Annotated in this window: 25 protein-coding genes, 2 tRNA genes and 2 pseudogenes; 8 read left to right on the top strand and 21 right to left on the bottom strand. The window is 41.9% G+C overall.

Going from position 1 to position 21,943, the window contains the following annotated elements; genetic code table 11:
* Positions 1-23: 23 nt before the first annotated feature.
* A pseudogene (locus ASL19_RS15835) lies at positions 24-179 on the bottom strand (ArsR/SmtB family transcription factor); the annotation flags it as partial.
* Here ASL19_RS15835 and ASL19_RS18760 point away from each other — a divergent pair.
* Positions 180-887, top strand: a pseudogene (locus ASL19_RS18760) (sulfite exporter TauE/SafE family protein); the annotation flags it as partial.
* Here the strand turns inward: ASL19_RS18760 and ASL19_RS15825 are convergent.
* Complete coding sequence (locus ASL19_RS15825) at positions 860-1,426, bottom strand: DUF1634 domain-containing protein (protein WP_057179063.1); 567 nt, start codon at positions 1,424-1,426, stop codon at positions 860-862. The pseudogene ASL19_RS18760 and the gene ASL19_RS15825 sit on opposite strands and share 28 nt — an antisense overlap.
* A gap of 4 nt (positions 1,427-1,430) precedes the next feature.
* Positions 1,431-2,267 (bottom strand): sulfite exporter TauE/SafE family protein, encoded by an 837-nt coding sequence (locus ASL19_RS15820; protein ID WP_057179069.1) that lies wholly within the window; start codon positions 2,265-2,267, stop codon positions 1,431-1,433.
* 525 nt (positions 2,268-2,792) lie between these two features.
* On the opposite strand from ASL19_RS15820, the gene ASL19_RS15815 reads away from it, so the two are divergent.
* Positions 2,793-3,581: a sulfite exporter TauE/SafE family protein gene (locus ASL19_RS15815; protein WP_057179062.1), complete on the top strand. Its 789-nt coding sequence runs from the start codon at positions 2,793-2,795 to the stop codon at positions 3,579-3,581.
* Positions 3,582-3,589: 8 nt separating this feature from the next.
* Here the strand turns inward: ASL19_RS15815 and ASL19_RS15810 are convergent, their stop codons facing one another.
* Positions 3,590-5,452, bottom strand: coding sequence for an ABC transporter ATP-binding protein (locus ASL19_RS15810; protein ID WP_057179061.1), 1,863 nt, complete (start codon positions 5,450-5,452; stop codon positions 3,590-3,592).
* 138 nt (positions 5,453-5,590) lie between these two features.
* On the opposite strand from ASL19_RS15810, the gene ASL19_RS15805 reads away from it, so the two are divergent.
* Positions 5,591-6,028, top strand: coding sequence for a peroxiredoxin (locus ASL19_RS15805; protein ID WP_057179060.1), 438 nt, complete (start codon positions 5,591-5,593; stop codon positions 6,026-6,028).
* Between the two features lie 85 nt (positions 6,029-6,113).
* On the opposite strand, the gene ASL19_RS15800 is transcribed toward ASL19_RS15805, so the two are convergent.
* The 5 genes from ASL19_RS15800 to ASL19_RS15780 form a co-directional block, all read right to left on the bottom strand.
* A tRNA-Leu gene (locus tag ASL19_RS15800) sits at positions 6,114-6,197 on the bottom strand.
* A gap of 71 nt (positions 6,198-6,268) precedes the next feature.
* A complete protein-coding gene (gene nblR / locus ASL19_RS15795) occupies positions 6,269-6,955 on the bottom strand; it encodes a response regulator transcription factor NblR (RefSeq protein ID WP_057179059.1) in 687 nt (228 codons plus the stop codon).
* Between the two features lie 47 nt (positions 6,956-7,002).
* Positions 7,003-7,920 (bottom strand): NAD(+) kinase, encoded by a 918-nt coding sequence (locus ASL19_RS15790; RefSeq protein WP_006276012.1) that lies wholly within the window; start codon positions 7,918-7,920, stop codon positions 7,003-7,005.
* Positions 7,921-8,003: 83 nt separating this feature from the next.
* Positions 8,004-8,999 (bottom strand): SDR family oxidoreductase, encoded by a 996-nt coding sequence (locus ASL19_RS15785; protein ID WP_057179058.1) that lies wholly within the window; start codon positions 8,997-8,999, stop codon positions 8,004-8,006.
* A gap of 138 nt (positions 9,000-9,137) precedes the next feature.
* Positions 9,138-9,242, bottom strand: coding sequence for a PetM family cytochrome b6-f complex subunit 7 (locus tag ASL19_RS15780; RefSeq protein ID WP_040008135.1), 105 nt, complete (start codon positions 9,240-9,242; stop codon positions 9,138-9,140).
* A 231-nt stretch (positions 9,243-9,473) separates the two neighbouring features.
* Between ASL19_RS15780 and ASL19_RS15775 the strand changes: the two genes are divergently transcribed.
* Positions 9,474-9,547, top strand: a tRNA-Pro gene (locus tag ASL19_RS15775).
* 31 nt (positions 9,548-9,578) lie between these two features.
* On the opposite strand, the gene ASL19_RS15770 is transcribed toward ASL19_RS15775, so the two are convergent.
* A complete protein-coding gene (locus tag ASL19_RS15770; protein WP_006276008.1) occupies positions 9,579-10,097 on the bottom strand; it encodes a GNAT family N-acetyltransferase in 519 nt (172 codons plus the stop codon).
* 286 nt (positions 10,098-10,383) lie between these two features.
* Between ASL19_RS15770 and ASL19_RS15765 the strand changes: the two genes are divergently transcribed.
* Entirely contained in the window at positions 10,384-11,244 is an 861-nt protein-coding gene (locus tag ASL19_RS15765) for an alpha/beta fold hydrolase (protein WP_057179057.1), read from the top strand.
* Here the strand turns inward: ASL19_RS15765 and tsaD are convergent.
* Positions 11,241-12,284 carry a tRNA (adenosine(37)-N6)-threonylcarbamoyltransferase complex transferase subunit TsaD gene (tsaD, locus tag ASL19_RS15760; RefSeq protein WP_057179056.1) on the bottom strand — a complete coding sequence of 348 codons (1,044 nt, stop codon included), beginning with the start codon at positions 12,282-12,284 and terminating at the stop codon, positions 11,241-11,243. The two genes, ASL19_RS15765 and tsaD, sit on opposite strands and share 4 nt — an antisense overlap.
* 340 nt (positions 12,285-12,624) lie before the next feature.
* Here tsaD and ASL19_RS15755 point away from each other — a divergent pair, with 340 nt between their 5' ends.
* From ASL19_RS15755 to ASL19_RS15745, 3 genes are all read left to right on the top strand, one after another.
* The gene (locus ASL19_RS15755; RefSeq protein WP_009341979.1) at positions 12,625-13,119 is read left to right on the top strand and encodes a photosystem I reaction center protein PsaF, subunit III; all 495 of its coding nucleotides are present in this window, start codon (positions 12,625-12,627) and stop codon (positions 13,117-13,119) included.
* Positions 13,120-13,159: 40 nt separating this feature from the next.
* Positions 13,160-13,309 (top strand): photosystem I reaction center subunit IX, encoded by a 150-nt coding sequence (gene psaJ / locus ASL19_RS15750; RefSeq protein ID WP_006276004.1) that lies wholly within the window; start codon positions 13,160-13,162, stop codon positions 13,307-13,309.
* Positions 13,310-13,438: 129 nt separating this feature from the next.
* Positions 13,439-13,960, top strand: coding sequence for a photosystem I reaction center subunit XI (locus tag ASL19_RS15745; protein ID WP_006276003.1), 522 nt, complete (start codon positions 13,439-13,441; stop codon positions 13,958-13,960).
* Between the two features lie 115 nt (positions 13,961-14,075).
* Here the strand turns inward: ASL19_RS15745 and gmk are convergent, their stop codons facing one another.
* From gmk to ASL19_RS15695, 10 genes are all read right to left on the bottom strand, one after another.
* On the bottom strand, positions 14,076-14,681 hold the full coding sequence (gene gmk, locus ASL19_RS15740; RefSeq protein ID WP_006276002.1) for a guanylate kinase: 606 nt from the start codon (positions 14,679-14,681) through the stop codon (positions 14,076-14,078).
* A 25-nt stretch (positions 14,682-14,706) separates the two neighbouring features.
* The gene (remA, locus tag ASL19_RS15735) at positions 14,707-14,973 is read right to left on the bottom strand and encodes an extracellular matrix/biofilm regulator RemA (RefSeq protein ID WP_006276001.1); all 267 of its coding nucleotides are present in this window, start codon (positions 14,971-14,973) and stop codon (positions 14,707-14,709) included.
* Between the two features lie 254 nt (positions 14,974-15,227).
* A complete protein-coding gene (locus ASL19_RS15730) occupies positions 15,228-15,878 on the bottom strand; it encodes an LON peptidase substrate-binding domain-containing protein (protein WP_006276000.1) in 651 nt (216 codons plus the stop codon).
* 201 nt (positions 15,879-16,079) lie between these two features.
* Entirely contained in the window at positions 16,080-16,397 is a 318-nt protein-coding gene (rpsJ, locus tag ASL19_RS15725; RefSeq protein WP_009341974.1) for a 30S ribosomal protein S10, read from the bottom strand.
* Between the two features lie 114 nt (positions 16,398-16,511).
* Positions 16,512-17,741, bottom strand: coding sequence for an elongation factor Tu (gene tuf / locus ASL19_RS15720; RefSeq protein WP_057179055.1), 1,230 nt, complete (start codon positions 17,739-17,741; stop codon positions 16,512-16,514).
* 18 nt (positions 17,742-17,759) lie between these two features.
* Positions 17,760-19,838, bottom strand: a complete 2,079-nt coding sequence (gene fusA, locus ASL19_RS15715) for an elongation factor G (RefSeq protein ID WP_006275997.1) — start codon at positions 19,836-19,838, stop codon at positions 17,760-17,762.
* A gap of 143 nt (positions 19,839-19,981) precedes the next feature.
* A complete protein-coding gene (gene rpsG, locus ASL19_RS15710) occupies positions 19,982-20,452 on the bottom strand; it encodes a 30S ribosomal protein S7 (RefSeq protein WP_040008105.1) in 471 nt (156 codons plus the stop codon).
* Between the two features lie 155 nt (positions 20,453-20,607).
* The gene (gene rpsL / locus ASL19_RS15705; RefSeq protein WP_006275995.1) at positions 20,608-20,991 is read right to left on the bottom strand and encodes a 30S ribosomal protein S12; all 384 of its coding nucleotides are present in this window, start codon (positions 20,989-20,991) and stop codon (positions 20,608-20,610) included.
* A gap of 102 nt (positions 20,992-21,093) precedes the next feature.
* A complete protein-coding gene (locus tag ASL19_RS15700) occupies positions 21,094-21,420 on the bottom strand; it encodes an iron-sulfur cluster assembly accessory protein (RefSeq protein WP_057179054.1) in 327 nt (108 codons plus the stop codon).
* A 55-nt stretch (positions 21,421-21,475) separates the two neighbouring features.
* On the bottom strand, positions 21,476-21,895 hold the full coding sequence (locus tag ASL19_RS15695) for a cupin domain-containing protein (RefSeq protein WP_006275993.1): 420 nt from the start codon (positions 21,893-21,895) through the stop codon (positions 21,476-21,478).
* Between the last annotated feature and the right edge of the window lie 48 nt (positions 21,896-21,943).

Below are 21,943 nucleotides of genomic sequence, written 5' to 3'. Positions count from 1 at the left end.
TTATTTTGCACGACTACTTAAATCACCATCACCCCTTCAGGTCTTCTTTTTACAATACCTGCTTGGGTCAGAATCTTCAGGTGTTTAGACACATTCGCTTGACCTAGACCGGTTTCTGCTATTACCTGGGTGACATTTTTTCCTCCTGTCTTCAAACAGCACAAAACCTGTAATCGACTTTAGGTGCTAAAATTGCAGGTTTACCATTTATTACTGACAATTTACAAATGCTGCTTTTTGCAATTGTGATGTTGATAGCAGCATTCCTTATGATCAGAAGAAGTAGGCAAAATCCAGATAAATCATCCGTAAAATACCAAAAGGATTTACAAGCAAGAAAGGATAGATCTTTCGATTTAGATCGGGGTTATCCACCACAGGATGAAGATATTTGTCAAGATGATGTTTACGAGCATATTTACCAACCCCCAGTTTGCAAGTATTGCTGGTTATGGTTGTTAACCGAGGGGTTGGGAGTGGGAACATTAACTGGGTTGATAGGGGTTGGAGGCGGTTTTGCCATTGTTCCTGCTTTAGTAATTTTAGGTAAAACACCCATGAAAGAAGCCATTGGTACTTCTTTGTTAATTTTAGTAGCTAATGCAATGGCAGGTTTTTTGGGTTATTTGGGACGTGTGAATTTGGATTGGAATTTAATAGGTAGTTTTATTCTTGCTGCTAGTTTAGGTAGCTTTTTTGGTGGTTATCTGTCTGGGTTCATTGATGGAAGAAAATTACAGAAGTATTTTGGTTATTTTTTAATAGCTGTTGCTGCTTTTGTACTGTTTCAAAATCAGACTGCTGCTACAGGTAAAAAAACTGCCACTGGTCTGGTGAAAAGTGCAGGTATTTCTCCATATTACAAAGAAGCACTTACCAAACTATAACTAATAGTAGCAAGTACCAGTAAGGTCATCACCACGTAAGTAAATTTTCTCTGGAACATAAAAACCAAAAAGGAAATAACCACGCGCAAAATAGGGACAGAAATCAAGATTAGAAGTCCTAGTTGAATTATCCCCCTTCCACTACCGGAAAAAATAGCATTTATCACACCCATGGGTGAACAAAACTGCGACGGTGTACCTCTGAATCTGTGATACTCAGCAGGTTCAAAACCATGACGGATTAAATATAACATCCCGCCCGCAAACACAACAGTGCTAGCAATTAATACACCATGTCCGAGTAAATTACTCAGGATATTTTCTAGTTGTTGTTCAGATTGCGACTTATTTGGATGGCAAAAACTAGTAATTTCACTAGAAAAGTTAGTATTATTTATACTGTTATTTTGATCCAGCTGCTGTTGCTCTAATTGTTCAATATCAGAATCAGTTTCTTCCGGAATCAGAACCAGTCCCATTAATTCGATTTCTATTTCCGCTGATGAAGTCCATCTAAAACCAGAATTTAATTTATACATGTTATTATACTCCCCCTGTTAAACCGTTATAGACCATTTTTAGTGCCATCAATACTAAGATGATACTGAAGATAATTCTGAGGGTTTGAGTTTTGGCACCAATTAAAATTCTGGCCCCTAAAAAAGCACCCGGTAAAACTCCCAACAGTACGGGCATAGACAAGCCTGGCTCAATATATCCTCTACTTAGATATATGCCAGCAGAAGCTGCTGCTGTTACACCAATCATAAAATTGCTAGTGGTAGTGGAAACTTTAAAGGGTAAACCCATTGCTTGATCCATGGCTAAAACTTTAAATGCTCCAGACCCAATACCTAGTAAACCAGAAAGAATTCCTGCTAGTAACATAATGCTAAAACCAGCAGGTAGGGAGTTTACTTGATAAGACATTACACCATCATTTATGGGGTAAGTACCATTTAATTGGAGGTATTCAGCTAGGGGATCTGATTTGACAACCTCAACACATTCCGTTTTTGGTCTTTGGGATAAATATGCTGAATAAATTAGCACAAATGCTAAAACGATAGTGAGGAATTTAACTGAAACAATGGTAGCTATGGATGCACCAACAACCGCACCAATAGTACTAGCAACCTCTAAAAACATTCCTAGTCGAATATTAGTAAATCCCTTTCTAATATATGTCGATGCTGAACCTAAGGATGTAGCAATAACTGAAACCAAGGAAGCACCAATAGCGTAACGAATATCAACCCCAAAAACGGAAGTTAATAGCGGAACTATGACAACACCCCCTCCCAACCCGGTTAAAGAACCTACTAAACCAGCACTAAAGGATCCCACCCAAACTAATACAGAAAATGCCAATATACTCAAATTCCCCTCCACGGTTTATTAATACTTGTTGATTAGTGGTGAATATGTTTATGTTGGAAAGTAATTGGATAAATTCAACAAACCAAGACTGTTTTTCCTGATCACAATAAAACTTGTTATTAGGATATATGAATTACACTGTACTGTAGGGTATCCTATATTATTTTTTTTGATTGTGCAAGTCTTTTTCAATATTTTTAACAATTTCTTGATGATTGTTAAGACACTCAATAAGGTGGGATTGGGGGGGAATTAACTATTTTGATAGTTTTTGCTTGATTACTTTAATCACCCAAAAGAGTAGTTTATATTTTCATTTCTGGGGAAAATCATCACTGAAATATCCACACAACCCAGACTTGGAAAAACAAGAAAATAATCCCTCTCACCTCTTGACATCCGAGGTTTAATCGTGATTAAATACGGTAATCCAATCGAGTTTTAGTTATTTACTGGGACTTGAAAGGTGTATGTTAGGATACTAATGCACCATATACTATTATTTTGATGTAGATGAGGGGAAGGATGGACTACTTACTGCTACCAGTTTTCAGCTTTTTTATTGGCACCATTGTGGGTTTAACGGGAGTAGGAGGCGCATCCCTGGTTACTCCCATGTTGATTTTCGTTTTTCAAGTTCCACCTTCTATTGCTATCAGTTCAGATGTTGTAGCTGCTACGCTAATGAAGGTAGTGGGTGGGGTTAAACATTGGCAACAAAAAACCCTAGACATGGAAGTGGTTAAATGGTTAGCCATGGGTAGTGTTTCTGGATCGCTGGTAGGTGTAGGTCTTTTACATCAACTTAGAACTAATGGATATGAGATGGATAGTCTCTTATTGAAGTTATTAGGAATAATGATTTTGATAGTGACACTAACAGCATTAGCACAAATGGTAATAATCACACTGTTCCCCCAGGTCAATTTTCCCGAACCCCCTAAATTAAATGTTAAAACCGATCAAGGTCGTTTTTTAACCTTGTTAATCGGGGTCTTTTTAGGATTCTGTGTCGGTATGACTAGTGTTTCATCTGGTTCTATGTTCGCATTGGTATTGGTTACTTTGTTTAGCTTAGATGCACAAAAGTTAGTAGGTACAGATATTACCCAAGCAGCAATCCTATTAATATTTACATCCTTGGGTCACTTGACCTTGGGAACGGTGGATTGGAGTTTAGTATTACCAATATGGATAGGTTCAGTCCCAGGGGTGGTACTGGGTTCAAAACTTTGCCAAATTACTCCACAACGTCCACTTAAGTTGATTATCTACAGCATTTTGGTGATGGTTAGTTGGAAGTTAGTAGTTTAATTCAATTGCTAGTAGTTAATATTTCCTTGGGGAATGGCGGCTATTAGTTTTTTTGTGTATTCTTCCCTAGGTTGATGATAAATACTCTCAGACGTACCAACCTCCACAATTTTACCTTCATTCATGACCAAAATGCGATCGCTCATAAATTTAACCACACTTAAATCATGGGAAATGAAAATATAAGTTAATTGAAATTCCTGTTGTAATTCCTTCAAGAGATTTAAGACCTGAGCTTGAACGGAGACATCGAGAGCGGAAACCGACTCATCGCAAATAATAAATTTAGGATTTAGTGCCAAAGAACGGGCTATACAAATACGCTGACGTTGACCACCAGAGAATTGATGGGGATAGCGATTCATATCATTTGCACTTAATCCCACTCGCTCTAAAAGTTGGACAACTATGTCCTGACGCTGTTGTTTGGTTTTCCCTAGGGAATGAATTAACAATGGTTCCATAATTGCTTCACCAATTTTTATTCTTGGGTCGAGGGAACTAAAAGGGTTTTGAAAAATTATTTGCATCTGTTTTCTCAGAGTCTGTAATTGAGTTCCTGCAAAATTAGTGATGTTTTGTCCTTCAAATATAATTTTTCCCGCCATGGGTTGAATTAATCTGATCAAGGTTCTACCCAAAGTAGTTTTACCGCAACCCGATTCTCCCACTAAACCTAAAGTTTCTCCTGGATAGACATCAAAGGAAACACCATTGACAGCTATATTATATCGTTTGTTACCGCCCAACAAACCGCGAACAGGAAAGCCCACCTTGAGGTTGTGAATTTGCAAAAGTGGGGATTTTCTGGTTAAATCATCTATTCGTGTTTCAATTTCTGCTGGGGTAATTTGTCGAGGGATATTCGGTTCTTTTGACTTAATAATCAGCTCTCCATTGGGATATCTTTGTACTATCATGTAGTCAGAAACCGTCAGCAATTTTTGTGGTCGCTGGTTAAGAGTGGGACGACAAGCTACTAAACCTTTAGTATATGGGTGCTGGGGATGGGTGAAAATTTGTGATGCCAAACCACATTCGACAATTTTACCTTTATACATCACTGCTACTTGATCGGCAATTTCAGCAACTAGTCCTAAATCATGACTGATGAAAATCATAGCCATGTTACGACTTTTTTGGAGTTCTCTCATCAGTTCCATAATTGTCGCTTGCACTGTTACATCCAAAGCGGTTGTTGGTTCATCAGCAATTAACAAAGATGGATTACAACAAATCCCCATGGCAATCATGACTCTTTGCAACTGACCTCCTGACAACTCATGGGGGTAGCGTTCTAGCATTGCCATCTTATACTCTTTAACCAACTGTGCTAATTGATAATCATTGGGTAGTGGGGTTTTGGGATGGGTTTGATGCCAGTTTTCTAAATACTGCTGTTTAATGTTTTCATCCTTGGGTAATAGCTTTACTTCCTGTAATCGGGCGATCGCAATTCTTTTAGCTTCAGCTAGGGTAACATTTTGATGGCGCTCAATTGCTTCTGTTAATTGAAAACCAATGTTATAAACCGGGTTGAGGGAAGTCATTGGTTCTTGAAAAATCATTGCCATATCCCCACCACGGTAAAGCTGGATTTCCCGTGAGGGTAGAGCTAATAAATCTAGGGGTTGGGCATTTTTTTGATTACGGAATAAAATTTGTCCTCCAGTTACCCGACCGGGGTATGGCAATAAACCCATAATTGCCAGAGCTGTAACTGACTTACCACTACCGGACTCACCAACTATTCCCAGGGTTTGACCTTGGAGTACATCAAAACTAATGCCATCGATAGCTTGTACCTGGGCACCATCCCCGGAAAATTCCACTCGCAAATTGCGAACTTCCAAACAATTCCTATGGTGCATTTTCCTTCCTCACTGTTAAATGTTATTTATCTATACTAGTTGTAGCTGCTAATGGTTCAGAAGAATGGAAAGAGATTCTCAAAATGTAGGTTATGATAGAAATGTAAAGGTAGCAAAATTCCACAGGAAAGATCAAGTATGGCATTATCAGTTGGTACAACAGCACCTGCATTTACCACCAAAGATACAAACGGCAACACAGTGTCACTATCTGATTTTGCCGGTAAAACCGTAGTTCTATATTTTTATCCCAAAGATGACACTCCTGGATGCACCAAACAAGCTTGCAGTTTTCGGGATGCTCAAAGTGACTACCAAGGGAAAGATATAGTAGTTCTAGGAGTAAGTGCTGATGATGTGACTTCCCATCAAGCATTCACCACGAAATATAATCTCAATTTTCCCCTGTTAGCTGATACCGATAAATCTTTAATAAAAGCTTATGATGTAGATGGTGGCGGTTATGCTAAACGCGTTACTTACATCATAGATCCAAATGGCAAGATTGCTCATGTTGACACCACAGTTAATACTTCCACTCATGCTAGTGATGTTTTAGCAGCCATTGGTCTCTAAGCTTTCTCTAAGTTCTTTTAAGCAAGCTGCGCCAGTGTATCCCGGCGTGGCTTGCTCTCCTGGGAAGCATTTTTATTTTCTTTAATGGGCAGAAGGAGAATCGAACTCCTATGACCGCAAGGTCGCCACATTTTGAGTGTGGTGCGTCTACCAGTTTCGCCATCCGCCCTTCTTCAGCAACTTTCCTATTATAGCTTAGTTTTTTGTTTTGGCAATAGGCTAAACAAAATTTTTTTCTAGCTAGGACTCCCTTAATACATATCCCACACCTCGCACTGTTTGAATCAAACGCTTTTGTCCATTTTCTTCGATTTTCAATCGTAAGTAGCGAATGTATACTTCAATCACATTTGACTCACCGACAAAGTCATAACCCCAAACATTTTCCAAAATTTGTTCCCGGGTTAAAACTTCCCGGGGATGTTCCATAAAGAACTTTAATAGTTCAAATTCCTTCATTGTTAAATCAATGGCTTTATTGTTATAGATAGCGCGACGAGTACCAATATCTAAGGCTAGATCTACAAAGCGTAACTGTTCACTACTTTCAACATCTGGTTTTAGATATAGACGAATGAGCTTGGAAAATTCCTCGGAACGGTAAGGCTTAAGAATATAATCATCTGCACCCGCTTCTAGGCAAGCAACACGGTCATCCATCGCATCTCTGGCCATTAATATCAGAACTGGCTTAGTATTGCCAGTGGCACGGAGGTTCTTACAAAAAGATAATCCAGACTCTCCTGGCAACATTCTGTCTACAACTATTAAAGCCGGTTGTAAATCTCGACATTTATGCAAACCGCTATTAGCATCAGTAGCTATAATAGCCTCATATCCAGCCTCTTGAAGATCAAAGCCCAATTGACTAGCTAGAGTTTCATCAGGTTCAATCACCAGAACACGGGAGCCATGAGAAGGCGTCATATTGATTTTTCCAATATAAGGGTTTACTGCTGGATAATGATCAAAAGTTATGGCAACTCCACCGAACTTGGTTTAGCAATATGGGGTAGTCCCCAACCCAATTTCTCCCGTAAAATTCGGAAAAACTCTGGTGGTTGTAAGCGTATAAACCTAGCCTTGTATTCCGAGCGGCGTAAATATACCCGATCCTCGGACAAGACAAAACACCCACCATTACCATCAACGACCATCACCAATCGAGGGATGTTAACCGGGTAAATATTTACTGGTTCATGATCGGGAAACACTAAAGCTCTTGAAGCTAGAGAATGGGGACAAATAGGAACCAACTGCAGTACGGGCACGCCCGGGGCAATCACCGGACCGCCAGCGCTTAAAGAGTAGGCTGTTGAACCTGTAGGAGTAGAAACAATCACACCATCTGCGGCAATATCCACAGCTGCATGACGACCTATTTCAATTTCAAAATGGCACATCGAGGTTAGTGGTTCTCGATGCAATACCATTTCATTTAAACAAAGCGCTTCCCACAGAACTGAGTCTCCCCTCCAGACTTGAACATTCAGCATGGCTCGGTCTTCGATTTCATAGTGACCCTCCATCACCTGCTCCATAGCTGTGGGCAGCTGATTCAGATAGGTCTCCGTCAAAAATCCCATGTGACCTGTGTTTACAGTTAACAATGGTACACCGGAGGGAGCAACTTGACGGGAAGCTGCTAAAACTGTCCCGTCTCCACCTAATACCACTGCAAACCGCATATCTGAGTCAAATCCGGGAGGTGTAAGACCTGATATGGGAGTGTGGCATACGGGACTATCAGGGTTGGAGTAGCCCAATATACCACCAATACTTGCTGTCATACACACATCCCAACCAGCGGCGGTCAGCTGGTCTTTGAGTTCGATAGCGACTCGACCCGCTATCGGTTTTACGTCATTGTAGATAATGCCTGCTTTTGGCACATTAAAACATCCAGGTTTGGGCGCTGCTTGATATTTAGTTATCCTGACACATTTTGGAATAATATAGTCACCGATTGGGAATTTTATTGACTATTAACTTTTGTAGACTGCTTGAAAGGGGTTTTTTTGTCTTTTTTCTTCTCTTTTGCTTTTTGGTAGTCTAACTCTTTTAGCTTTTTCATAATCCTACTAAAATACTCCTGTAAGTAAACTTCTACAGTAGTAATTTGTTGTTTATCTAGTCCAAATGCTGTGTATACTTCGTCCATAGAAGCATTGAGAGGTTTACCACTGGCTAGAACTTCTGAAAAGGCCAGTCTATCAGCCACATTCCACCCCCACTGAAAAAATCGTAGCAGACCCTGAACACCCCGTAGCAGGCCTAAGGGCATTCGTGTGATTTTGGCATCTTTTCCTGACAGGCGCTCACAAATATCAATTATTTCTTCTGCACTCCAAGCACGAGTCCCAACTAGAGGAAAGGTTTGTTTCTCAGTGTCTGGTACAGTCAGAGCCCGAATTGCAAACTTAGCAATATCTTGGGTATCCATATAAGCTACCGGTGAGGACTCACCAGTTACCCACACTGGCTGATTTTCCAAAATAGGAATGCCATATTGACCAATCAACCCTTGCATAAAACCAGCTAGTCTTAAAATTGTATAGTTTAAGCCAGATTCAACTATGAACAACTCTGTACAGCGCTTAATTTCCATCAAGGGGACATTAGGATATTTTTCAGCATCCAAAATTGAGAAGAAAATAAACCGCTCTATACCAGCAGACTTAGCAGCTTGAACTAATGCTACTTTACCTTCCCAGTCCACTTGTTTAATAGTTAATGAATCTGTGGCACGAGAAGTGGAAGCGTCTATTACCTGCGTTACGCCTTCTAAAGCACCCACTAAGGTTTCTGGATAACACAAGTCCCCTTTCACCAGTTCGGCGCCCCACTCTTTCAGAAATGCTGCTTTTTTCAGACTTCTTACTAAACAGCGGACTTTGTAACCCTCATCTACAGCACGACGAACAACTTGTCTGCCAAGAGTGCCAGTAGCACCAACAACTAGTAATGTCATTATGGTCGTTATAAATTTTTATGTTTTGTGATAAAAATTTTAACAGAGTTCAGGTATAGAAATAAAACTTTACATTTTTCACATTTTTGTGGTTGGGATCCCCCACCTTCAGGTGGGGAGTTACCCATTTTTTTGAATCTATTCTCCTGCTCCCTGAATTTTCAGCAGTAGGGCACCGATAGCCCAACCAGCGAAAATCAGTCCGAAGGACAAAATGCCTGCATTTAAAATTTCCCCGCCCATTTGCTGTGATTCTCCTTGTTTTGAATTAGCGTATTTTGTTTGAAACATCTGGGAACTATCCCACAGACTGCCATTGAAAGTTTAACAAATTGTGGAGGTGCAACATGCTCCTTCGACCACTAACTTTCAAAAAAAGTGCAGTTGCTGTTGACAAAACAAAAAAAATAAGTTAGTTTGTATATGGTGTTATATGGTGCGTAAAACTTCCGCCCCACATAAAAGTCCACTTATCGGGATGTAGCGCAGCTTGGTAGCGCGCCTGCTTTGGGAGCAGGATGCCGCAGGTTCAAATCCTGTCATCCCGACTTTTTACATGACCTCCCTTTCCCAGGATCATTAAGGATACCAGAACATCCCCTTAATCCCCTCTGGGTCTGGGATAAACCCCATAGTGCGGTAGAAATCGACCACATGGGCATCAGCAAAAAGAGTCACATTACTAATTTCCTCGTTTCTGAGTTTTTTGAGAACAAATTTCATCAATGCCTTACCCAAACCCTGATTTTGGAAGTCTGGATGAACTACCACATCCCAAATAGTGGCATTAAAAGCATGATCTGACGTAGCACGAGCAAAACCAATTAACCGCTTTTTGCTCCCTCCTATTTGCCACATGGAGGCTACGAGGAAGCTATGGTCAATGGCTCTTTTCACTTTTCTTAGGGGACGGCGCGACCAACCAACCGCATCACAGAGTTCTTCCAGTTCGTATAGATCAATATCTCGTTCAGTGCTGAAGACAATGGTATCGCCACTGACGCTAGAATTACGTCCCCGTGCATACTCATCAAATGTGCCGGTTTTAGTTGTCGCTACAGAGTTGGAATTAGTAAACCAAGTTTTCCAAAAACCCATGCCAATGCGGTTCGGGTAACACGAATAAGTTGTTGATATTTGACAGTGCTTACTAATCTAGAAAAACGCTTATACCATTTAATTTCTGCTCAAGAACCACAGGGGGTAAGTTGAATAGAGGTCAGAAAGGGTAATCGTGATTCTGGATCAGATTTTTCACACACTTTTAACTTTAGCACTTTCTGTTCCTTCCAGTTCCAGATTTTATAGTTGGGCATAGAACAGGTTAAAATAGTCTAGGAAACTTGACTGTAATTGATTTAACTTCCCCTATCAAACCCCGGGTATGGCAAAAATAGAAATACATGGCGTTCCACACGCCTACGAATTAACAGTCCCTACCTCCCACCCTGAAACCCTGGTGTTTATCCACGGTTGGCTAAATAGTCGTAGCTATTGGCAACCGCTAATTTCCCGTATCTCCCTTGATTTTCAGTGTCTGTCATACGATTTGCGGGGTTTTGGGGAATCTCAATGCCAATCCTGTGATCAACCCGATAACTCCCATGAGCATTCTCCCTATTCCACTGGGGCCTATTCTCAAGACCTAATTACTCTCCTGGAATTACTGAGTATTTCTAGAGTTTGGCTAATTGGTCATTCCTGGGGAGGTACAATTGCTTTAAGAACCGCATTGCAATTGCCAAACTTGGTTCAAGGTGTAATTTGTATTAATGCTGGTGGTGGAATTTACTTGAAAGAGGCCTTTGAGCGGTTTCGTGCCACCGGTCAAAAGTTTCTCCAAATACGACCTCGTTGGCTTTACCAACTCCCTTTAATTGATTTGTTTTTTACTAGAACTAATGTGGCACGTCCTTTGGATCGGCACTGGGCCCGTCAAAGAATTATGGATTTTATCATCGCTGATCCTCAATCAGCTATAGGAACACTTATGAGTTCCACAACTGAAGAGGAAGTGAATAGTTTACCTCAGTTAGTTTCACAGATAAAACAGCCAGTTTACTTTTTAACGGGCGCTAATGATAAGGTAATAGAACCTAAGTATGTACGTCATTTGGCCAGCTTTCATTGGCTGTTTCAATATGTTGGCGATAATGTGATTGAAATTCCCAATTGTGGCCACCTGGCCATGCTAGAGCAACCGGATGCAGTTAGTCAACATATTATTTCAATTATTACTGGTTAAACTTTATATAAATCCATCACCTGAGTCACAGGTAGTCGGGAATGAACCCCTAAAGTCAAATTAGACCGGTGACCACGTGACAGATGGTCAGATGCAGCACAACCAATCATAGCAGCATTATCAGTACAGAATTTTAAGGGGGGGAAAAGAACCTGGAGATTATGCTCTCTGGCAGCAGCTTGTAAGTGTTGTCTAAGCCCACTGTTAGCTGCCACACCACCACCTACGGCAATTGTTTTTATACCATAATTATATGCACAGGCGATCGCTCTTTTAGTCAAGGCTTTAGCCAGAGTTGCTTGAAAGCTGGCAGCAATATCTGCTACAGGTATTTTTTCCCCATCTTTTTGAAATTGTTGCACAAGCCTTAACACAGCTGTTTTTAGACCACTAAAACTAGAATTATAGGGGTGATAACCACCTTGGGGCAAAGAAATTTTGCCTTCTGGCAAAGAGAAAGCATGAGGATTGCCCATTTGTGCCAACTGGTCAATAATTGGGCCCCCGGGATAAGCTAAGCCCAATAAGCGAGCCACCTTATCAAAGGCCTCACCTGCAGCATCATCAACAGTTTGTCCTAAAGTTTCGTACTTACCACAATCTTGAACATAAATCAAGCTTGTATGTCCACCAGAAACAAGTAAGCTAAGAAAGGGGGGATTCAAATCAGGTTCAGCCAAATAGGTAGCATAAATATGACCTTCTAGGTGGTGAACTCCCAAAAAAGGCTTTTCATGGACCATAGCCAAAGTTTTTCCAGCAGTGAGACCCACTAATAAAGCTCCCACCAGTCCGGGGGCACAAGTAGCAGCAACACCATCAATTTCTCCCCATTCCATCAAACTGTCATCTAGGGCCTGTGCTATTACCTGATTAATTGTTTCTAAATGTTGTCTAGAAGCCACCTCTGGAACCACTCCACCATACTGCTGATGGAGAGGAATCTGGGAAGCTATGACACTGCTTTTCACGTAACGATTTTTAACGATAGCCACAGCAGTCTCATCACAACTGGTTTCGATAGCTAATATAGTTGTCATAATTTGTTTTAGGTGTGAGAAAATGGGAATGAGAGATCTGTTCAATCCCCCAAGTCGTCAAATCTTACTTTTGGTTGCGAAGCTTTAACTTTTATTTAGTTCAACTTTACTCGATTCCTTGCCAAGAGTATGATGACTTGCTAGTTATCAAAATCCCACACTGTACAGGCCGCTTCGTTTTGTACACCATGGTAACATGAAAAAAAGTATCGACAATATTTGGAGTTGATCCAGATGGAGTCAGTGAGGCGTTTTTGACTGCGCCAAAATGAATTTCCGTCTCTTTAGAGCGGAGAAAAGTCAAAAAACTTACTTTTTTGTAACAAAGGGAAACAACTCCATGCGACGATTGTTTGCTTTGATTTTAGCGATTGGTCTCTGGTTCAATTTTGCCCCTCAGGCCCACGCCCTGGGTGCCAACCTTGTTCCTTGTAAAGACTCTCCCGCTTTTCAAGATCTGGCTCTAAATGCCCGTAATACCACTGCTGATCCCGAATCTGGGAAAAAACGGTTTGAACGATATTCACAGGCTCTATGTGGTCCTGAGGGCTATCCTCACCTAATTGTTGACGGTCGTTTAGATCGTGCAGGGGACTTTTTAATTCCTAGTATTCTTTTCCTTTACATTGCTGGTTGGATTGGTTGGGTAGGCCGTGCTTATTTACAAGCAATCAAAAAAGAAGCTGATAGCGAGCAAAAAGAGATCCAAATTGATCTGGGTTTAGCACTACCCATTATCACCACTGGGTTTGCTTGGCCAGCAGCAGCGATTAAAGAATTTCTCTCTGGTGAATTAACTGCTAAGGACTCGGAAATTACCGTTTCTCCTCGCTAGTTCATCTGCTTCTATCCACTTGTTTTCGGAGACTAAATCCATGGCTGATAAAAGCGATCAATCATCCTACCTAATCAAGTTCATTTCCACAGCTCCCGTAGCAGCTACAATTTGGCTGACTATCACAGCGGGTATTCTCATCGAATTTAACCGCTTTTTCCCTGACCTACTGTTCCACCCCCTACCCTAGGCCAGCTAGACCGAAATATAGTCTTGATCGGTAAACAGTACCATTTAGGAGAGTTAACCATATCTCAACCTATCCTTCACAACTGTTTACCGACCATAATGTTGAAGCAATATTGAGGCAATACAAAACATGGCACAAGCAGCAAATAAATCTAAAAATCTCCCCAGTGATCCCAGAAATCAGCAAACTGTAAGAGCAGCTGGTGGTAATCCCCAGGATGGAAATTTGGAAACCCCAATTAACTCATCCCCTTTGGTTAAGTGGTTTATTGGCAACTTACCTGCTTATAGACCTGGCTTAACTCCTTTTAGACGAGGACTGGAAGTGGGTATGGCACATGGCTACTTACTCTTTGGGCCTTTTGATAAGTTAGGTCCCCTACGTGATTCTGCCAATGCCAATTTAGCTGGATTATTGGGCAGTGTGGGTTTAGTTATCATTCTTACCGCATGTCTGTCTCTGTATGCTAATAGCAATCCTGCTCCAGCGCTAGCGAGTGTAACTGTGACCAAAGTTCCAGGAGACGCATTTAACTCCAAAGAAAGTTGGAATAACTTCACCAGTGCGTTCTTAATTGGTGGTATTGGTGGTGCTGTAGTTGCTTTCTTTTTGACCCTGAACTCTGGAATTATCCAAGGTTTAATTGGTTAATTTCCATAATTTCTGCGCCCGCTTATTAATGTCCACCCAAACCTACTCAGACCTTAACAATCTGGGTAGGTGGAAGGAAAAGATGAAGATCAAGGAAAAGATGAAGATCTAAGTCTCAAAGCTGTGAAAAACTTGAAATAGTTTTTAAAATAGTTTCTAGTTCATTTAACGTTGTAGCAAAGTTATCATTGACAATTTGAATATCAAATTCTGAAGCGGCTTTAATTTCTTCCTTAGCTCGGTTAAGACGACGAGTGATGGCTTCATCCGAATCTTGTCCTCTTGCTCGGATGCGGTTTTCTAATTCTAGAAATGAAGGAGGCAAAATAAAAATGCTTAAGGCGTCAGGGTAAGAAGCTTTGATTTGTCTGGCCCCAGCCAATTCAATTTCTAAAATCACCGATCTTCCCAACTGAATTTGCTCGAGAACAGCAGCACGAGGAGTTCCATAATAATTACCAGCAAATTCCGCCCACTCCAAAAATTCCCCCTGAGCAACTAACTCTTGAAAGCTGTTGGGGGTGATAAAGTAATAACTTTTGCCATCAATTTCCCCGGGACGAGGAGAGCGAGTAGTAGCAGAAACTGAATAATACAATTGGGGATGTTGTGCCAAAAGTTTTTGCATTAAAGTTCCTTTACCAACTCCACTAGGACCTGTTAAAACAATTAGCTTACCGGGGTGGGTAGTAGCACTGGAAATAAGAGGTAAAAATTGCATTGTCTAATTTGGGACTTATTATCAATCAATTATCAGCTGTATGATGGTCACGGGAAAGAACAAAACGATTGGCCACTGTTTCTGGCTGAATTGCTGAGAGAATAACATGACTAGAATCAGTGATAATTACCGCCCTAGTGCGACGACCATAGGTGGCGTCAACTAATTGTCCTCTATCTTTGGCATCGCCAATAATTCGCTTAATAGGTGCTGATTCGGGACTGACAATGGCAATTACCCGATTAGCAGAAACTATGTTGCCAAAACCAATGTTGATTAACTGAATGTCCATAAAAATAGGTGTCCAAGGCAAAAACCAAAGTTTTTGATAAACATATTCTCATGTTATACCCTAAATAATTGGAGTTAGAACGATTAAAGTTTTGATATATTGAGGTTTTTGGTCATAAATAATATGTTTTGGCTTTTTAGTCCCTAAAATGGCTTAAAAATCCCTCCCACGGTACATGCAAAAAATTGCCCACTTCATAGAGAGAACCAGATTTTGCCACCGTCACCCGTTCATCTTAATTTCAAGTTCACATACTACTTTATATCATCAAAGGTATCTTTTAAGACTGAACGTGCGGCTAGATGATTACGAGTAGATGTCAAGATTTCCGACTCCCTGTTTAATCGGGCTTGGGTATCCTGTAATTCCAACAGTGCCTGTTGTTCATCGGCTACACCGTACAGGTTACTGGCTATCCAATAAGATAGCTCCCGTGGTAAATCTGGCAAATCTTCTGGCAATTCAATATCTCTGTCCGTCAATTTGGAAGAGAGACGAACTACATCCCGCAACAGCTGCTCTACTTCCCTAGCTAGAGGTCTTAAATCTAAAGCTGGTGGATTTTCTTCCATCCATTCCACTAAACCTACACGATAGGGTTTTTCTCTCACATATTCAAGCACTCGAAATCTTTGTTGTCCTAAAGTTAAGATTTCCATTCTGCCATCTTCCAATCGCTGATAATGAATTATTTCTGCACAACACCCAACATTGGCTATAGCACCATTAATTGGATTTACCATTAACACCCCAAACCGGCGATCGCTCTCTAAAATAGTATTCATCATAATTCGGTAGCGGAACTCGAACACATGCAGGGGTAAAGGTCTAGTGGGGAAAAGCACCACTTCTGGTAGGGGGAAAAGGGGTAGTTCGCGGACGGCAATTTTGGGGGAAGATGTCATTTTGGGTTAGGGGATAAAGTATATTGTTAAGACTATAAAGGCTATGTATGTTACTGATATTTTACACCCAAGTCTGAGTGAAAGTTTGTACTTGAGATTATTTGGAAATTATTTGAAAATATTGTATCAGAAACAGGAAAAAATAAAAGTGGAAAAGAGGGGAAGCTACCAACCCCTTTTTTCCACTATTTAGCGTTTTGGCTATAGTTTAACTTCAATATCCACACCAGATGGTAAATCCAACTTCATCAGGGCATCAATAGTTTTAGAAGATGGTTGATGAATATCAATAATACGACGATGGGTACGGGTTTCAAAGTGTTCACGGGAATCCTTGTCTACGTGAGGAGAACGCAGCACGCAATATATTTTGCGTTTTGTGGGTAAAGGAATAGGTCCAATAGCTGTAGCGTTAGTCCGGTTGGCCGTATCTACAATCTTCTCGCAAGATGTATCTAATAAACGTCGGTCAAAAGCTTGTAAGCGGATTCTGATCTTTTGCTGCTGTAAAGTTGCCATCTTTAGTTTTCCTGGTTCTGTGAATTTTAAATTTAGAGCTTGAGGGAAGAAAAAAGAGCAGAGATGAATTTTAACCATCTCCGCTCCATTTTCTTCAGAGCAAAAAGGCGAGTTCTATTTTACAATTTTTGACACCACACCCGCACCGATAGTCCGACCACCCTCACGAATAGCAAAACGCATACCCTCTTCAATGGCCACAGGGTTAATCAGTTCCACAGTCACTTTAATCCGGTCTCCAGGCATTACCATTTCCACATCAGTGCCCTCATCAGAAGTAAAGGCTTTAATAGTACCCGTTACATCGGTTGTCCGCACATAAAACTGGGGACGATAACCAGGGAAGAAGGGGGTTTTCCGACCACCTTCCTTTTCGGTGAGAACATAAACCTCACCTTCAAATTGGGTGTGGGGGGTAATAGAACCGGGTTTAGCAATTACCATACCCCGTTCAATGTCGGCTTTTTGAATACCGCGTAGTAGCACACCCGCATTGTCACCAGCCATACCTTCTTCAAGACTCTTCTTGAACATTTCAATCCCGGTCACCGTGGTAGCGCGAGTATCTCTAATACCTACTAATTCAACGTTATCACCAACCTTCACCTTACCACGTTCAATCCGACCAGTAGCGACCGTACCACGACCAGTAATAGAGAACACATCCTCTACTGCCATCAAGAAGGGTTTGTCTATATCGCGCTCAGGGGTGGGGATATAGGAATCTACAGCATCCATCAGTTCGTAGATTTTATCTACCCAAGGATTTTCGCCTCGTTGAGTCTTAGGATTAGCAGTCATTGCTTGCAGAGCTTGCAAACCAGAACCCTTGATAATGGGGATATTATCGCCATCAAATTCATAACTGGTCAATAATTCCCGCAGTTCCAGTTCTACCAGTTCCAACAATTCGGGGTCATCCATCATATCTTCTTTGTTTAAGAAGACAACCAAGCTAGGAACACCCACCTGTTTTGCAAGAAGAATGTGTTCACGGGTTTGAGGCATGGGTCCATCAGTAGCAGCTACTACTAAAATACCCCCATCCATTTGTGCAGCACCAGTGATCATATTCTTCACATAGTCAGCGTGTCCCGGACAATCCACGTGAGCGTAGTGACGTTTTTCTGTTTCATACTCAACGTGGGCAGTATTGATGGTAATACCCCGAGCTTTTTCTTCGGGCGCATTATCAATTTGGTCATAGCCTTTAGCCACTGCTTGACCCAAAGCGGCCAAGGTCATGGTAATAGCTGCTGTTAAAGTTGTTTTACCGTGGTCAACGTGGCCAACAGTGCCAATATTAACGTGAGGTTTGTTCCTTTCAAATTTTGCGCGTGCCATGTATATCTCCTTTTTTAATTATGCGTTCCCTTTGCTTTTTGCGATAATTGCCTCAGCCACATTGCGAGGTACTTCATCGTAATGGCTAAATTCCATGGAAAAAATACCCCGTCCTTGAGTTTTAGACCGGATATCCGTAGCATAGCCAAACATTTCCGCTAAGGGTACTTTAGCAGTTACCTTAGCCAGTCCCTGCTCCGAACCCATGCCCTCAATTTGTCCGCGACGGGAGTTTAAATCCCCCATTACATCACCCAGGAAGTTCTCAGGTACTTCTACCTCAACTTTCATCATGGGTTCTAACAGCACAGGTGAGGCTTTTGCCACAGCTTCTTTCATAGCCATGGACCCAGCAATTTTGAAGGCCATTTCTGAAGAGTCTACATCATGGTAGGAACCATCTATTAGGGTAGCCTTCACATCAATGAGTGGATATCCAGCTAATACACCAGATTCGCAGCATTCTTTCATACCCTGCTCCGATGGTCCAATGTATTCTTTGGGAACCACACCACCAACTATTTTGGAGACGAATTCAAAACCAGTCCCAGGTTCACCCGGTTCCAGGTCAATGACTACGTGACCATATTGACCTTTACCGCCACTTTGACGAATAAATTTGCCCTCGATTCTGTTGACGGCTTTGCGGATGGTTTCTCGGTAGGCTACCTGGGGTGCACCCACGTTGGCCTCTACCTTAAATTCCCGTAACATCCGGTCTACCAGAATTTCTAGGTGCAGTTCCCCCATACCAGCAATTACCGTCTGATTGGTTTCTGGGTCTACACTAACCCGGAAGGTGGGATCCTCTTCTGAAAGAGCCTGTAAAGCTTTGGAAAGCTTATCCATGTCATTTTTGGTCTTAGGCTCTACCGCAACAGAAATCACTGGCTCGGGAATAAATAGGGACTCCAGAATTACTGGGGATCCTTCATCACATAGGGTGTCACCTGTCAAGGTGTCTTTTAACCCTACTGCTGCTCCTAAGTCACCAGCACGCAGTTCTTCTACGTCCTGACGCTCATCCGCTTTTAGCACCACCAGTCTAGAAATACGTTCTTTCTTACCCTTGGTAGCATTAAGTACGTAACTACCTTTCTTCAGCACGCCAGAGTAAACCCGAACAAAGGTAAGTCTTCCATAGGGATCTGCCATAATTTTGAAGGCTAAAGCTGATAGAGGTTGGCTATCCTCAGCTCTCCGCTCTACTGTATCCCCGTTGGGTAGTGTACCTTGAATCGCTGGTACATCTATTGGAGCTGGTAGGTAATCTACCACTGCATCCAACATCAACTGTACGCCTTTGTTTTTGAAGGCTGAACCACAAAGAACTGGTACAATTGTTCCAGCAACTGTTCCCTTTCTCAGGGCACTACGAATTTCCGCTTCGGTGAGATCTTCACCCGCAAAATACTTCTCCATCAGAGCATCTTCTGTTTCCGCTACTGCTTCAATCAGCTTTACTCGATACTCTGCCGCTTGCTCTGCTAATTCAGCCGGAATTTCTGTTTCCTGAATATCTGTCCCTTGGTCATTAGTGTAAATATATGCACGCATCCGCACCAAATCTACAATACCTTGGAACTCGCTCTCGCTACCTATGGGAAGTTGGATGGCTATGGCATTAGCACGCAGGCGATCGCACATTTGCTCATGCACTTTGTAGAAATTCGCTCCTGTGCGATCCATCTTGTTAATGAAAGCTATACGAGGCACTTTATAGCGATCTGCTTGCCGCCATACGGTTTCGGACTGGGGTTGAACTCCACCCACAGAACAAAATACGGCTATCACCCCATCCAACACCCGCATGGAACGTTCCACTTCTATGGTGAAGTCTACGTGACCAGGAGTGTCAATAATGTTAATTTGATGATCTTTCCAACTGGTACTAATAGCAGCAGCGGTGATGGTAATTCCCCTTTCCCTTTCCTGCTCCATCCAGTCGGTTACGGCTGTTCCTTCGTGAACTTCGCCAATTTTATGAATTATCCCAGAGTAAAATAGTATTCTCTCTGTCGTTGTAGTTTTGCCCGCATCTATGTGCGCCGCAATACCGATATTGCGTACCTTCTCTAGCGGGTTTGTGCGTGCCACATTTACCTCCTAATAATTATAGTGCCATGATATCTTGTATATTACTCTTTGTTAAGATTCTATACTTTTACGGAAAACCGTCTTAGGCAGAAATTTAGCGATGTACTCCTCGCAAACTGAGGATATATCGGTGCATATCTCACTTAATAACGGTAGTGTGCAAATGCTTTATTTGCTTCCGCCATGCGGTGAGTTTCTTCCCGCTTACGAATGGCACTTCCTGTTTCGTTAGATGCGTCCATTAGCTCATTGGCCAGTCTACTAGCCATGGTACGACCTGGGCGCGATCTAGAAAACTGCACCAACCATCTTAGAGCTAAAGCTGTTCCCCGGTCCGCCCGGACTTCCATTGGTACTTGATAGGTTGCACCACCTACCCTTCTAGCTTTTACTTCTACTAGAGGGGTAGCATTGCGCACTGCCCTCTCAAATACCTCTAAGGGGCTGCCACCTGTTCTATCTTCAATTGTCTTGAAGGCATCATAAACTATTCTAGCGGCCAGAGACTTTTTGCCATGACGCATTACCCGCCGCATTATCATACTGACAAGGCGGCTATTGTACACTGAGTCTGGCGGAACTGGCCGCTTTTGACTAACACCACGACGAGACATACTTTATCCTTAAACTGGAAATTTTAGTAAACGAAACTACGAGATTATATGTTATCAGAACATCTTCACTCTCTATCAAACACAGAAGGCTTTCTTCCATAACACAGGGTGTTAGTTAGGGCGATTAATCCTAAAGACAATTAATCGCCTAAAACCTATTTTTTCGTTTGTTTCGGGCGTTTAGTTCCATATTTGGAACGTCCTTGCTTCCGGTCTTTCACTCCAGCTGTATCTAGGGTGCCACGGATAATGTGGTATCTGACCCCAGGCAAATCTTTTACCCGACCACCACGAATCATCACCACCGAGTGTTCCTGCAAGTTGTGACCAATTCCCGGAATATAAGCCGTCACCTCAAATCCGGAGGTCAGTCTCACCCTTGCCACTTTCCGCAGAGCTGAGTTGGGCTTTTTGGGGGTGGTTGTATATACCCTGGTACACACTCCTCGACGTTGAGGACATTGCTTCAGAGCAGGGGACTTGGTTTTCTGACGCGCTAGTTCGCGCTCACTACGTATTAGCTGCTGTATTGTTGGCATGAGTTACAGCGCATTAAGCTGCCTATTTTTTATTTTAACAAATCCTGATTATAACTTTTTTTTGGTTTTTCCGTCAATTATTTTTTTGTAATTAACGGTGAGTTAAGATTTCATGGAAAAGGAATTACCGCAGCTACAGGTGGAGGTGGCCAGGGGATTGCGGAAACGAAAACCCCCACCCATAAGGTCTTCAGAATAATCAATGGTTAAACCGTTGATATACTTTATGGTTTCCTGATCCATGACCAGTTGCAGGTTGTCAATATCAAACACTTGATCTTCTGGGTTAATTAACTGGTCAAAGGAGATATGGTATAACCACCCGGAGCAACCACCTGGTTGCACCCGCACCCGGAATAAACTATGGGGCTGATGTTTGGATTTTAAGCGTCCAATTTCATTGGTAGCTGCTGAACTCAAGCTAATCATGGCAGGGAAGTGGCTAATTAAGGTTTAAGTGGTTAAGGCTTTATCCATACCATTCTCAATGATGATCACGAGCATAATCATCTTGGTAACGAATAATATCATCTTCCCCCAAATATTCTCCATTTTGGACTTCTATTAAAATTAAGGGAATGACACCGGGATTTTCTAAGCGGTGCACTGTACATTGAGGCACGTATGTGGACTGATTATTACTCAGGAGGATTTCCCGATCTCCACACACAACTTTAGCTGTACCAGAGACGACTATCCAGTGTTCACTGCGGTGGTGGTGCATTTGCAAACTAAGACGATGTCCGGGTTTAACCTCAATACGTTTAATTTTATAGCCTCTTCCTTCCTCTAAAACGGTGAATGATCCCCAAGGACGTAATTCACCAGCAACGATTCCCTTATGGTCAGCAGTGGTGCTGAGACTAAGTGCATTGTGGGAAAGTTTTTCTGTCAATTGAGCCATACTAATCTCCAAATTAATCTCCAAACTAATCTCTAAATTAATCTCCCA

The organism is Cylindrospermopsis sp. CR12 (genome assembly GCF_001432185.1).
Taxonomy (GTDB): Bacteria; Cyanobacteriota; Cyanobacteriia; order Cyanobacteriales; family Nostocaceae; genus Raphidiopsis; species Raphidiopsis raciborskii.
The sequence above is the reverse complement of the archived record's forward strand: the minus strand, read 5'-3'. Positions and strand labels throughout refer to the sequence as shown.